Here is a 13104-nt window from a genome sequence, read left to right as displayed (position 1 = left end):
CCCCCACCCAGCCAGAACAGGCACCCGATCACCCGCCACCCGGCGAGTTGTCGGCACCCAGAACGCACGCCAACCCAACACTCATCCACCCCTGTTCGATCCGCTTCAACACGCCGATCCAACAGGGAAGACGACACAAGGCCAAGCCGGCCTTCGATCCGGTCGTCAAGGCTCTGGAGACGGCCGCGCGGCAACTCGACCGGAACGACGCGCGCGGTGCGGCCGGCACCCTGGAGGCCGCCACGCCGCTGCTGCGCGAGCTGCGCCGCCTGCGCCGGGGCGCGCTCGCCGGGCTCCCCGACCTCCCGGAGGCCGTCGACCGGCTCAGCGACTCCGCCGCGATCCTGTTCAACAACTGTGCGATCGCCCTGGCGCCCGGTGGCGGTGGCCGCGGTCTGCGGCTGCTGGAGCTGGCCGAGGAGTTCTGCACGAGCCAGGAGACACGGGTGCGCATCACCACCAACCGGCTGCTGCTCGACAAGGCGGGAGACCTGGGGATGCCGTACGAGGTCTCGTACGGCGGTGGCCGGACGCCCGTGCCGTACGGCGTGCGGCGGCCGCCGCGCAAGAGCTTGGCGACGCACCTGGAGGAGATCTACTACGGGACGTCCCCCATCGCCGCCAAGGTGTGGACGTCGGTGGTGGTGCTGCTGATCATCGGGCTGGTCGTGGTGGTCTCCGGCGGCTAGCACCGTCACTCGGGTGAGATCACGAGGGTGACCGTGCGGTTGCGGGCCGGGTCCGGGTAGGGGGCGTCGCGCTGGTCCGCGCTGTCGGTGGTGAACGCCGTGAGGGGTTCACCGCTCGCGGCGCCGAGTTCGCGGGCGGCGACCAGGGCGCGCCACAGCGCGACGACGGAACCGCCGCTGCGCGGGGCGCCGGGGACGGTGGCCGCGTGGCCGTGCACGGTGACGGCCAGGTGCCGTCCGCCCAGCCGTTCACCGAGCAGGGCCAGTTGCCGGGCTCCCGCCGGGGTGAGCTGAGCTCCTTCGGAGAAGAGCCCCTGGGTGAAGGCGACTTCGACGGAGTCGCCGCGCACGGTGACGCGCATGCCCGGGGCGCGCAGGTCGTCGGCGAGCGCGGCGGCACGGCGGGCGGCGGACGGGTCCTTCTCCTGCCCGGCGCCGGGGTTCCCCTGACCGCCTCCCGCGGTGGCGCTCGCGCCGGGGCTCTGCGCTCCCGCCGCACGGCCGGTGCCCGCACGGTCGGTGTCCGCTCGAACGGTGCGTGGTCCGTCCGGGGTGGTGACCACGCCGGCCACGACGACGGTCACCACGCACACCGCCGCGACCAGGGCCGTACGGGTGCGATGACGGCCGAGCGCCGCCACCGGCCCCGTACGGCCGAGCCGGGCGAGCCCCGCCCTGGCCGCCGGGTCCTCCGGATGCCGTGCCAGGACCCGCTGCCAGCACTGAGCCGCCTCGGTCGTCTCCCCGCGCTGCGCGTGCACCCGTGCCCGCAGATCGAGCACGTCCCGATGCCCGCCGAGGTTCGTGCCCTCGGCCTCCCGCAACAGCCGTAGGGCACCGCTCAGTTCCCCGGCCCGGGCGAGCGCCCGGGCCCGCGACACGCGCAGCACGACGTCGAGCGCGGCGTCGCTCTGAGCGTCGGCCTGGTCTCTCATGCTGTCGGTCCGCCCGTCCGTGCCCGTTCCCCGCATGTCGCCTCCCCTCCGGCCCCGCTCCCCCGGCTCACCGGCTCTCCTGCACCCCGCCGATCCGCCGCTCCTCCGAGACCCCCGGAGGGAGCAGGCGGCGCAGGCGCTGGTTGACGGCGGACAGGGCCGTGCGGTCGCCCGCGGCGACGGCTCGGCGGCCGTCGGCGATCGCGGCGTCCGCCTGGGCGCGCGAGGTCATCTCGTCGCGCAGTTCGACGAGGGAGTGGAAGACGAGGAAGTCCCACTGGTCGCTGCGGCGCAGCAGATCGACCTGGAAGTCCCGCACCCGGTCGGCGAGCCGACGCAGCCCGGCCGGGCTGCCGTCCTCGCCGGCGCTGGTCGCGCGGGTGCGGAGGTTCTCCAGCTCGCGGCGTTCGGCCGGGCCGCCGCCGGTCTGTTCGATGAGATCCTCGCAGCTGTTGAGGAGGTCCCACAGCTCGTGCTGGAGCCCGGGAATGTCGATGGCCTCCTCGACGTCGTCGAGCTGGGCCTCCAGGTCGCGGATGCGCCGGTCGCTCGTACCGGCCGCCCCCGTGTCGACGGCCGCCGCGTCGACCTCCTTGCGCAGATGGACGAAGGCCTTCTCGTCGGACAGGTCGTCGAGCTGGGACAGGGCCTGCTCGGAGTGCACCTCCTCGGCGCGTTCCCGCAGGGAGTGCGTGCGCTGCTCCAGGTCGTGCAGCCGGTCGACCAGCTCTTCGTGCGTGGGCGCCACCAGCTGGGAGCGGTCGATGGTGGCCTCGAACTGGGCGTCGGCGACGGGGATGTCGGCGGTGACGGTGACTTCCCGGTTGGAGGCGCTGATCTCGAAGGTCACCTCGACGGGCGTCTGCGCGGGCAGGTCGAAGCGGACGTCCCGGGGCCGGATCTCCAGCAGCCCGACCCGGGTGTTGCGGTCGGCGCGCCGGCGTTCGCCCTCCAGCAGCGGGATGCGGATGACGGCGTCCGGCTGGGAGCGGCGCAGCGGGATGGACGTCTCGAACGTCTTCGTGATCGAGGTCGGCAGGGCGGTGCCCTTGCGCAGCATCGGCGCGAAGGAGCCGTCGGCCTTGCCGATGCCCAGCGTGCTGGTGAGCACGGCGTCGCCGGGCAGCACCTGGGCGTGGGTGATGGACAGGGTGTCCGGGGCGAGCCGCTGCCGGGTGCCGGTGCCGTCGGAGAGTTCCACGGTGAACCGGGACCGGGTGCCGGAGTCGATGGACACCTCGGTGTAGAAGGCGCCGTCGGGGGTGAGGGTGGTCTGCGGTCCCCGGAAGGGCGGGTGGCCGTCGGGGTTGGTGAGGGTGACGGTGTAACGGGTCCAGTCGGGCACGGCGGTGCCGCCGTTGATCCGGCCGGAGACGGGGATGCCGGTGGTCTCCAGGGACTGGGGTTCGTAGTGGAGTTCCACGGTGAACTCGCCCGGCGCCGCCGTGCGCGGCTTGCTCGGCATCCGCACCGTACGGGCGAAGACGGCGGCCCCGCGCGCCACCACGGTGGTCGGGTCCTGGGTGTGGTCGAGCTGGATGCCCAGGCCCTCCACGGGATCGGCCAGCAGGTCGCGCAGCCCCGGGGCGAGGGTCGCCCCGCCGACGAGCAGCAGCCGGTCGATGTGGTCGGGCCGCAGCGAGCTCTCCGCGAGGGCGTCCCGGCAGAGCTTGACCGCGCGGGCGTAGAAGGGCTGGGCGAGGTCGTCGAGGGCGCCCCGGGTGAGGCTGAACTCGAAGGGGGCCGTGCCGCCTTCGCCGTCGGAGAGGTCGACGGCGATGTCGTAGCAGGCGCGCCGCGACAGCGCGATCTTGGCGTCCTCCGCGGCGAGTTTGAGCTTGGCGAAGTTGGCCCGCCACCGGTTGTTGCGCCGGGCGAAGTCCGGCAGCCCGAGGTCGCGCCGGACGGCGGGGACGAGCAGGTCCTCCACGATGGCCCAGTCGATGAGTTTGCCGCCCAGGCGCGGGTCACCGGCGTGCTGGAGCAGCTGGAGTTCACCGTCGCGCTTGCTCATCACGGCCGCGTCGAAGGTGCCGCCGCCCAGGTCGAACACCATCCAGTGGGTGGACTCGGAGGCGTCCTGCACGCCGTACGCGATGGCCGCGGCGGTCGGTTCCTGGACCAGGGGGCAGTGCTCGCCGAGTCCGGCGAGGGCCGCGGCGGCGGACGTGGCGCTGTTCTGGTGCAGCGCGAAGGAGGCGGGCACGGTGATCACGGCCGCCTCCGGCGGGCTGCCGGTGTCGTGCGCGGCGTCCTGGCGCAGGGACTTGAGCACCTCGGCGGAGAGCTGCTCGGGGGTGAGGGACAGCCCCGCGCGGGCGAACCGCCGGTGGTATCCGGCCACGCCCATCTCCAGCTTGAACTCGGCGTGGGCGTCGTCGGGCTGGGTGTCGGTGCGCTCACGGGCACGGCGGCCCACGTGGATCACGTCCGGCTTGGGCATCCACACGGCGGACGGGGTGCAGTCCCAGCCGTCGTTGTTCTTGATGACGCGTACGCCGTCGTCGTCCGCCACGGCGATGGCGCTGTTGGTGGTGCCGAGGTCGATGCCGAAGTCGATGGTCTCGCGCATTGCGGTCGTCTCCTTGGTCGTTCACATGCCGTGGGTGGGGCCGGGTGCGGGCCGGCCGACGACGACCTGCCCCATCTGGATCCGCTCGCCGCGGTAGTAGACGGTGGGCCGCAGGGTCTCCAGCACCACCTCGTGGGTCAGGCCGGGTTCGTCCTGGAAGGCGAGGACTTCGAGGGACTGGCCCGGGTCGAAGGGCGCGCCGTCGTGTTCCTGGATCTCCAGTCCGCCGTCGGCGAGTGCCTGCCGGCCGGCCTGGACGTAGCGGCGCACCTGCCTGAGGTCCGCGGCCGACAGTTCGCCGGCGCGCTGGTTCAGCTTGCGCTGGGCGCGCCAGAGGCCGGTGGCGGCGGCGAGCAGCGTGCCGGCGTCCGCGCCGTCCTGAGCGGGTTCCTCGGTGGCCGTCCCGACGTCGGCGAGTACGTCCGCGACCCAGTCGGCCTGGCCGGTGTCGAGGAACGGCGGCGGGACGCGGAACTCGGGCGGGTGGCGCAACTGGCCGAGGACGGCGCGCACCCGGCCGGTCCTGTTGCCCCGGCGGGAAGGGGAGCTCATTTTCTTCTCCGTCCGCTGCGTACGCCGTCCGCCAGCCACGCCAGGAACCGCACGATGTGGCCGACGACACCGAGGACGGCGAGTCCGATGAAGAGCACGGGGAGGAAGCCGAAGGCCTCGATCAGATGGCTGAGCGCGCCGCCGACGAACACGAGCACCAGGAGGAACGCCCTCCAAGGGAACGGCCTGGCCCGCGCGGGGCGGCGGCCGGTGCCCGTGAGGTGGTCGTAGATCGTCTCCCAGTTCTCCTTCAGCCCGGCCGAGTCACGGTCCGGGCCGATCTCGTACGCCTTCTCCGCGAGCCAGAGCATCTCCTCGCGCCAGGTGGCGCTGGGCGGGCGGTGCACGCAGACGCCGAGGAGTTCCACCGCGAGGTTGTTCAGGCCGACGGCGACGACGTGGGCGATCTCGTCGTAGCGCCAGTCGGAGACGAACGGTCGGAGCGGCGCCATGTCCTCGAAGCCGGGCACGACCCGGTCGCGCAGGAGCAGGAACGCCTCGCGGTAGTGGTGGGCCTCGCGCTCCCGCTCCGCCGTCAGCAGGTCGCCGTGGATCTTCTCGTACGCCTCTTCCACCGCGCGCTCGAACAGCTCGGAGAACGGGCCGGCGAAGGGCGGAAACCCGGTCCAGGCCGAGCAGACGAACGTCAGGCGGTTCGCGGTGGCCCGGTCGGCGAAGAGCTGGGGGAAGGGGGACACGAGCAGCCGCGGCAGCCGGGCCAGGAGGTCGTCGGCCGCGTCCTCGTCGAGCCGGGGGTCGCCGAGCGCCCGGATCCGGTGCCGGACGTGCTGCCGCAGCGCCCCGTCCGCCAGCAGGCGACCCCAGGCGGACACCACGTCCTCCCACATGGACGCCCGCTGCTCGACGGGCACCGGGCGCCTCCCGGCCTCCGCCTCCAGCACCCGGGCGTGCAGCAGCACGGCGGCGTCGTGCCGTTCGTGCACGTCCGGGTCGCACTCGCAGCCGGAGTCCGGGGTGCCCCACAGCCACAGCAGCTCGTCGACCATGCGCCGGCGCGGGTCCTGGAGGCCCTCGAAGGAGGCCCGCACCTCGTCCTTGCCGTAGCCGCCGGCCGGGGCCAGGTCCGGGGCTCCGGGCCAGCTGTCCTCGACGGCCAGCCGCGCCTCCGCCTTCTGCCGGTGGCGCCGCACGGCCGGTCCGCTCGCGCCGGTGGGCAGGCCGGTGACGGCGAAGACGTTCCTGCGGTACAGCTGTGTGCCCGCAAGTTCCTCGAAGCGGTCGAACTCCCTTACCGGCGTGGTCACATGATCACCCCCCGGCGCCAGGTCATGAGCCGTGTCAGATGCCGCTCCCGCAACAGCGGATAGCGGCTGATGGTCTCCTCCAGCAGGTCGGCGGCCTCGCCGAGCTTGCCGGGCACCCGGGAGAGCGCGGTGGCCTCCCGGACCAGTGCGTCGGCGGACTCGGCCGGCTCGGCCGTACCGGCGGCTTCGGGGCCGGGCGCCGGACGCAGGCCGGACGCGCGGTCGGCGACGGCACGGGCGGTGGCGGGCCGCTCGGCCGGGTCGATCCGCAGCATGTCGGTGACCAGCCGGTCCAGCTCGGGGCCCACGTCGTCGTTGAAGGCGCGGGGCGGCTGCAACGGCCGGGTGAACCGCTCCAGGGAGAAGGACTGCACCGGGTCGCCGCCGTCGTACGGGAAGTGCCCGGTGAGCAGGAAGTACACGATGGTGCCCAGGGCCCACACGTCCCCCGGGCACCCGTAGCCCTTGCCGCGCCGCAGCACCTCGGGCGGCATGTAGGCGACGGTGCCCTGGGCGCTGGCCGCCATGGTGCCCGGGTCGGTCTCCTTGGCCAGGCCGAAGTCGCTCACCTTCACGCGCAGCCCGGTCTCGTCGTAGGTGATGAGCACGTTGGCCAGGGACAGGTCGCGGTGGACGATGGGGTGCGGCCGCTCGTGGGCGACGGCGAGTCCCTCGGCGGCCTGCCGGAGCACGGCGGCCACCTCGCCGACGGGCACCACGCCCGCGTGGGACTCCATCAGCCGCTCCAGGCTGCCGCCCGCCACGTACTCCATGGTGATGTAGCCGCGCACGCCCTCGGAGGTCTGCACGGTGCCCGCGTCGAACACCCGGATGATGTTGGGGTGCCCGAGGGTGGACAGGATCCGGGCCTCGTCGAGCATCCGGGACGTCGCCTCCAACGAGGCCACGTGCTTGAACAGCTTCAGGGCCTGCCAACCGAGGATGTGGTGCCGCACCCGGTAGACCTCGGCGAAGGCGCCCTCCCCCAGCCGGCGGTCCACGACGAGCGCCGAGTTGATCCGCTGCCCCTGCCGGAGCAGGGCGCTGCCCACGCCCGTCGCCGTGTCCTGCGTGCGGTCGAGCACGGGCTCACGCACCTTCCCCACCGGTGAAACCACCCGCGACGTCGCCGGTCCACTTCCCCCGTCCGCCCTGCGGCGGCGCGGGACGCCAGGGTAGGAAGCCCCCGTCGGGACCCCTCCCGACGACCGGGCCGTGATCCGTCTCACTCCCGGCCCGGTACCGTCCATCTCCGGCATCCGGATGTCCATCAGCACCACGTCGGGGCGGGTGCCACGGCTGCCCTCCACCCCGCGCCGGCCGTCGGGCGCCTCCCCCACGACGTCGGTGCCGCTCTGCGCGGACAGCGGTGCGGCGAATTGCGAGCGCACCATGTCCTGGTCGTCGACGACGACCACCCGTACGGCCATGCCCACTTCTCCCGTTCCGGCACGCGAACCCGTGCGGCCCTGCCACTCGCCGGCGGGGACGGCGGGCCGCAGCCCACTCTGCGTCGCGGCGCAGGGCCGCCGCCTCGGCCGAACGGCCAGGACACGCCGGTCCGACCTGCGAAGACTCGGCCGGACGACGGATGCCGCGGCCCCGCGCCGGGCGCGCGCCGCACAGCCCGACCGTGATCCACTTCACACCGGCGCGAAGACGGGCCTGGGCCTTACAGGGCGTAAAGCGACCGAAGAATGGATATGGGCTATACGGCGAAACGCGGGGAGAGTCGGACGTGCCCGGATGCCGGGCGCGGCCGCTTCAGGGGAGGGAGGGCGCATGGACGGCGGGCCCTTGTATCTCGAACCCCGGCTGGAGGCACGGCTCGGGTCGCTCCTGGCGGCGACCGGGACGCTGCACTCGCTCACCGACGCGCTCGGCTCGCCCCTGCACGTGGTGGTGCCGGACCAGATCGCCGAGAACCTGGAGCGGTTCCGGTCCGTGTACCGCAGGCACCACCTGTCCGGCCAGGTCTACTACGCCCACAAGGCGAACCGGTCCAGCGCGCTGCTGCGCCGGCTCGCCGCCACGGACGCGGGCGTGGACGTCGCGTCGCTGGGCGAGTTGCAGCACGCGCTGGGGGCCGGTTTCACCGCCGACCGGATCACGGCCACGGGGCCGAAGAACCCCGAGTTCCTGTGGCTCGCGGCCCGTACGGGCGTCACGGTCGGCGTCGACGGAGTCGCCGAGCTGGACCAGCTCGCCGCGCTGGTACGGGGGCACGCCCTCGCCCCGGTGCGGGTGCTGCTGCGGCTGTCGGGGTTCGAGACGTCGGGGGTGAAGGTGCTGAGCCGGCGCAGCCGGTTCGGCACGCCCGTAGGGGAGTTGGATCCCCTGCTGGAGGCGGTCGAGCGGCACGGCGACGCGGTCGAGCTGACGGGGGTGGCCTACCACCTGGACACGACGAGCGTCGCGGAGAAGGCGACCGCCCTCGAAGGGTCCCTGGCGGCCCTGGAGGCGTGCCGGGCCCGGGGGCTGCGGCCCCGGGCCGTGGACATCGGCGGCGGGTTCGGCGTCAGTTACCTCGCCGAGCGGGAGCAGTGGGAGGCGTACACGACCGCGCTCACGGCCGCCGTCCTGGGCCGCCGCCCGCCCCTGACGTGGGGCGGACACGGCTACGGGCTGCGGGGCGAGTCCGGCACCGTGCGCGGCGTGCTCGGCCTCTACCCCGCCCACCGGTCCGTCGCCGGCGCGGCCTATCTGGACGAGCTGCTGGCCCAGCCCGCCGCCTCCCTCGGCGGCCGCCCGCTGGCCGCGCTGCTGCTGGAGCACCTGTACGACCTGCACAGCGAGCCCGGCCGGGCGCTACTGGACCAGTGCGGGCTGACGCTCGCGAGGGTGCTGGAGGTCCGCTCCCAGGAGGCGGGCGGCGCACTGCTCGTGCGGCTGGCCGCGAAGGCGGACGACATCGCCCTGGAAGACCACGGAGTGCTGATGGACCCGGTCGTCATCCCCAGAAGCGGAGCCGGGCCGGGCGAGGGGCCCGTCGCCGTCCACCTCTTCGGCGGCCTGTGCCTGGAGACCGACCTGATCACCCGGCGCACGGTCTTCCTGCCGCGCCGTCCGGTCCCCGGCGACCTGCTGGCCTTCGCCAACACCGCCGGTTACGCCATGGACTTCCACGCCACCCGCGCCCAGCACCAGCCCGTCGCCCGCAAGGTCGCCGCCTGGCAGGACGGCGACGCCTGGCGCTGGTGTCTCGACGAGCAGTTCTGGCCGATCACGCCCTCGGGGGGAGTCCAGTGAGGTACGACAGCATCACCGAGGCGATAGGCAACACCCCTCTGGTGCGGATCGATCCGGCCGTGCACGGCCTGCGCAACATCGACCTGTACGCCAAGCTGGAGATGCTCAACCCCTTCGGCTCGGTCAAGGACCGGGCGGCCTGGAACATGGCGCGCCCGCTGCTGGCCGAGGCGGTCGAACACGGCAGCCAGGTCGTGGAGTTGTCCAGCGGCAACACGGCGAAGGCGCTGGCGGTCGTCGCGGGCATGCACGGCCTGGGCTTCAAGAGCGTCACCAACCGGATGCGGGTGCCGGAGATCAAGGACCTTCTGCTGCTGCTCGGCGCGGAGATCGAGGAACTGCCGGGGCAGAGCGAGTGTCTGGACCCGACCGCGACGGACGACCCGCTGACCCTCTTCCATCGCACGCTGTCGGCCTCCGGCAGCTCCTATCTCCACACCGACCAGTACTTCAACCCGCGCAACACCGAGGCGCATCTCACCGGCACCGGCCCGGAGATCGTCAAGGACCTGGACGGCCGGGTGCCGGACTGGTTCGTCGCCTGTGTGGGCACGGCCGGTTCCTCCACGGGCGTGGCCCGCGCGTTGCGGGAGGAGGACCCCTCGGTGCGGGTGGTCGGGCTGGTCGCGGCCAAGTCCGACTTCATCCCCGGGATCCGCACCATCGACGAGGTGCAGGAGGTCGGCCTGTTCGACCCGGAGACGTACGACACGATCGAGTCGGTGAGCGCCGACGAGGCGATCGAGGGGATGCTGACCCTGAACCGCCGCTGCGGCATCCTGGGCGGGCCCACCGGCGGCGCCGCCTACCACGGAGCCATCCGTCATCTGCGCGTCGTCGACGAGGAGTTGACCGAGCGGCGGACAGCGGTGTTCATCGTCTGCGACCGCGTGGAGAGCTATCTGAGCTACGTCCGGCAGCGGCGGCCCGACCTGCTGGGCCGGCCGCCCCGGAAGAACTCGCCGGCCGACCTGACCGACGCGGAGGTCGGCGGGGCGCCGTCGGTCACGGTGGCCGAGGCGCGGCGGTGGATCGGTACCGAGGGGCCGCTGGTGGTCGACCTGCGCAGCCCCTTCGCGTACGCGGCGCTGCACATCGACGGGTCGGTCAACATCGTCGACGAGCTGTTCGCCGAACTCCTCCAGGGCGGCCTGCCGTTCAGCCGGAGCCGGCCGGTGCTCCTGGCATGCCCGGTGGGCGAGCAGTCCGCCCGGTACGCGGCGCTGCTGACCCGGATGGGCCATCCCGACGTGCGCAGCCTGGCCGGCGGCATCATCGCCTGGCGGGACGCGGGCGCGCCCCTGGTGCGGGACTGACCGCCATGACCGCACCCGCGATCCGTGATGATCTGCGCCAGTGGCAGCAGGCGCTGCGCGCCCAGTTCCCCATCGTCACCGGGCACCCGGAGCTGGCGTACCTGGACAGCGCGGCGACGGCGCAGAAGCCGCAGGCCGTCCTGGACGCCGTGCAGACGTACCTCACCACGAGCAACGCCAACGCGGCACGGGGCACCTACACCTGGGCCAACCGGACCACGGAGCTGGTCGAGCGCACCCGCGAGCGCGTGGCCCGGTTCCTCGGGGACGACCAGCCCGAGCGCTCCGCCGTCCACTTCACGGGCGGCACGACCGAGGGGCTGCGCACGATCGCCCGCGACTGGCTGCCGGTGTTCCTGCGCGACGGCGACGAGATCGTGGTACCGGACGCCGACCACCAGGCCAACATCGAGCCCTGGTGGGAGACCCAGCGGCTACTCGCCCGCGAGGGCGTGCGCGTCCGGGTGGTGCCGATGCCGTACCAGAGCGGTTCCGGGGACTACGACCACCGCGCGCTGGCCGAACGGGCCGGGCCGCGCACCCGGTTCGTCGCCACCACCCATGTGCACCATGTCTACGGCGGCGACATGAACGTGCAGCGCATCCGCCGGGCGGTCGGCCCGGACGCCGTCATCTGTCTGGACGCGGCGCAGAGCGTCGGGCATCTGCCGGTGTCCGTGGCCGAGCTGGACGTCGACTTCGTCGTCTTCTCCGGGCACAAGGCGCTGGCGCTGCCCGGCACGGGGGCGGTGTGGGCCCGGCAGGCACGCGGCCCGGCGTTCACGCCCGGCGGGTGGAGCGGCACCCCGAACACCGTGGGCATCGCCTCGCTCGAAGCGGCCCTGGACTGGCTGGACGCCGCCGGTGTGGAGCGCGTCGAGCGCTGGACGGTCGCCCTGGCGGCCCGGCTCACCGAGGGGCTGCGGCATCTGGACGCCTACGAGATCCTCGGCTGCCCACTGAGCCTGGCCGCCGACTCGGCCGTGCAGCGGCGCCAGGGCATCGTCACCCTGCGGCACCGCGCCATCGACTCGGGCGATCTGGGCTTCATCCTCTTCAGCCACGGTTTCATGGTCCGCTCGGACAACCACTGCCAGGGCGACGCGGGCGAGAAGACCGGTTCGGTCCGGGTGAGTCTGCATGTGTACAACACCGTTGAGGAGATCGACCGGCTGCTGTCCGTCCTGGCCTCACTCCAGTGACACCCCCAACTATGCGTAATGAGAACCGTTTCCACCTGTAGGCTCGGACGGGAAAGAGTCAGGTGCGAGACGGCAAGGTGGCGCGACCGGATGGGGCTGAGTCTGGCGACGGCGGAGCGGTGGGTGGAGCGATGGGAGCTCCAGCAGCAGCGGTACGCGGTCGACCGCGAGGAGCGGTTCACGGTGATCGCCGATGTCGTCGAGCACGTCACGGCCGGGCACGGCTCCCGGCCCCTCGTCGTCGACCTGGGCTGCGGGCCCGGCTCCCTGGCGGCCCGGCTGGTCCGGCGGCTGCCGGACGCGGAGATCGTGGCGGTGGACCGGGATCCCCTGCTGCTGGAGCTGGGCCGGACCCACCACCCGGACGCGGCCCGCTACGTCGACGCCGAGATCGGCACCCCCGGCTGGACCTGGGCTCTGGACCTGGACCGACCCCTGGACGCGGCCGTCTCCACGACGGCTCTGCACTACCTCGACCGCGACACCCTCCTGCGCGTCTACCGGCAGCTCGCCGCACTGCTGCGCCCCGGCGGTGTCCTGGTCAACGGCGACCATCTTCCCCAGGACGACACGGGCCCGGCCGGCATCGCCGCCCATGTCGGGCGGTGCCGGGCCGACCGGCAGCGGGTGTTCGCTCACGAGGACTGGGGCTCCTGGTGGGCCGCAGTCGCCGACGACCCAGAGCTGACGGACCTGCTCGCCGAGCGCCACCGCCGCGAGGCACCTCTCGACACCGGCCGCCCCGCCGAACTCCCCCTCTCCGCCCATCTGGACCTGCTGCGAGAGGCGGGCTTTTCCACGGCGGGCCCGGTCTGGCAGTACGGCGAGAGCTGCGTGGTCGTCGCCGTTCGCTGACCCGGGCGTCACCCCTGCGCCGCCCTCCGCCGACGGGCGGTGCCGGACGCCCGGACAATACATGCAGGAATCGCTATATGTTAATGTCGCCATGACAGGCCCGGCCGAAGCGCCACGGGCAGCACGAACACGCGCAAGGAGCCACCCCATGACCACCGCCGAGCACGTCACCCACGACAACCACGCCCACACCCACGGCGATGACTGCGGCCACGTCGCCTTCGCGCACGGCGACCACACGGACTACGCCCACGACGGCCACATCCACCGGACGCACGAGGGCCACGTCGACGAGTGCGCGAACGGCGGCCACTCGGTGCATCAGAACCACGACCACCAGCACGGCGACGACTGCGGCCACCTGGCCGTGCGACACGGCGACCACACCGACTACGTACACGACGGCCACCGCCACGCCGCGCACGAGGGACACTGGGACGACCACTGAGGGGTCCACCCCCGCCGCCTT

At 73.1% G+C, this 13104-nt stretch carries 11 protein-coding genes; 6 read left to right on the top strand and 5 right to left on the bottom strand.

What is annotated here, in order from left to right; genetic code table 11:
* Positions 1–47: 47 nt before the first annotated feature.
* Positions 48–689, top strand: coding sequence for a hypothetical protein (locus V8690_RS32835; protein ID WP_338783710.1), 642 nt, complete (start codon positions 48–50; stop codon positions 687–689).
* A 5-nt stretch (positions 690–694) separates the two neighbouring features.
* On the opposite strand, the gene V8690_RS32830 is transcribed toward V8690_RS32835, so the two are convergent.
* The 5 genes from V8690_RS32830 to V8690_RS32810 form a co-directional block, all read right to left on the bottom strand.
* Positions 695–1624: a tetratricopeptide repeat protein gene (locus V8690_RS32830; RefSeq protein ID WP_338783709.1), complete on the bottom strand. Its 930-nt coding sequence runs from the start codon at positions 1622–1624 to the stop codon at positions 695–697.
* A gap of 67 nt (positions 1625–1691) precedes the next feature.
* The gene (locus V8690_RS32825; RefSeq protein ID WP_338783708.1) at positions 1692–4196 is read right to left on the bottom strand and encodes an Hsp70 family protein; all 2505 of its coding nucleotides are present in this window, start codon (positions 4194–4196) and stop codon (positions 1692–1694) included.
* A gap of 21 nt (positions 4197–4217) precedes the next feature.
* The gene (locus V8690_RS32820) at positions 4218–4748 is read right to left on the bottom strand and encodes a hypothetical protein (protein ID WP_338783707.1); all 531 of its coding nucleotides are present in this window, start codon (positions 4746–4748) and stop codon (positions 4218–4220) included.
* Positions 4745–6013, bottom strand: coding sequence for a hypothetical protein (locus V8690_RS32815; protein WP_338783706.1), 1269 nt, complete (start codon positions 6011–6013; stop codon positions 4745–4747). The genes V8690_RS32820 and V8690_RS32815 overlap by 4 nt, the downstream gene beginning before the upstream one ends.
* Positions 6010–7443: a protein kinase gene (locus V8690_RS32810; protein ID WP_338783705.1), complete on the bottom strand. Its 1434-nt coding sequence runs from the start codon at positions 7441–7443 to the stop codon at positions 6010–6012. The genes V8690_RS32815 and V8690_RS32810 overlap by 4 nt, the downstream gene beginning before the upstream one ends.
* 352 nt (positions 7444–7795) lie before the next feature.
* Between V8690_RS32810 and V8690_RS32805 the strand changes: the two genes are divergently transcribed.
* From V8690_RS32805 to V8690_RS32785, 5 genes are all read left to right on the top strand, one after another.
* Positions 7796–9262 (top strand): Y4yA family PLP-dependent enzyme, encoded by a 1467-nt coding sequence (locus V8690_RS32805; protein ID WP_338783704.1) that lies wholly within the window; start codon positions 7796–7798, stop codon positions 9260–9262.
* Positions 9259–10578 (top strand): pyridoxal-phosphate dependent enzyme, encoded by a 1320-nt coding sequence (locus V8690_RS32800; protein ID WP_338783703.1) that lies wholly within the window; start codon positions 9259–9261, stop codon positions 10576–10578. Before V8690_RS32805 ends, V8690_RS32800 begins: the two co-directional genes overlap by 4 nt.
* Positions 10579–10583: 5 nt before the next feature.
* Positions 10584–11780 (top strand): aminotransferase class V-fold PLP-dependent enzyme, encoded by a 1197-nt coding sequence (locus V8690_RS32795; protein ID WP_338783702.1) that lies wholly within the window; start codon positions 10584–10586, stop codon positions 11778–11780.
* A gap of 90 nt (positions 11781–11870) precedes the next feature.
* Positions 11871–12635 carry a class I SAM-dependent methyltransferase gene (locus V8690_RS32790; protein ID WP_338783701.1) on the top strand — a complete coding sequence of 255 codons (765 nt, stop codon included), beginning with the start codon at positions 11871–11873 and terminating at the stop codon, positions 12633–12635.
* A gap of 148 nt (positions 12636–12783) precedes the next feature.
* The gene (locus V8690_RS32785) at positions 12784–13083 is read left to right on the top strand and encodes a hypothetical protein (protein WP_338783700.1); all 300 of its coding nucleotides are present in this window, start codon (positions 12784–12786) and stop codon (positions 13081–13083) included.
* Positions 13084–13104: the final 21 nt, after the last annotated feature.

The organism is Streptomyces sp. DG1A-41 (assembly GCF_037055355.1).
Classification (GTDB): Bacteria; Actinomycetota; Actinomycetes; order Streptomycetales; family Streptomycetaceae; genus Streptomyces.
Note: the sequence above shows the minus strand (reverse complement) of the source record. Positions and strands in the feature narration are given on the sequence as shown.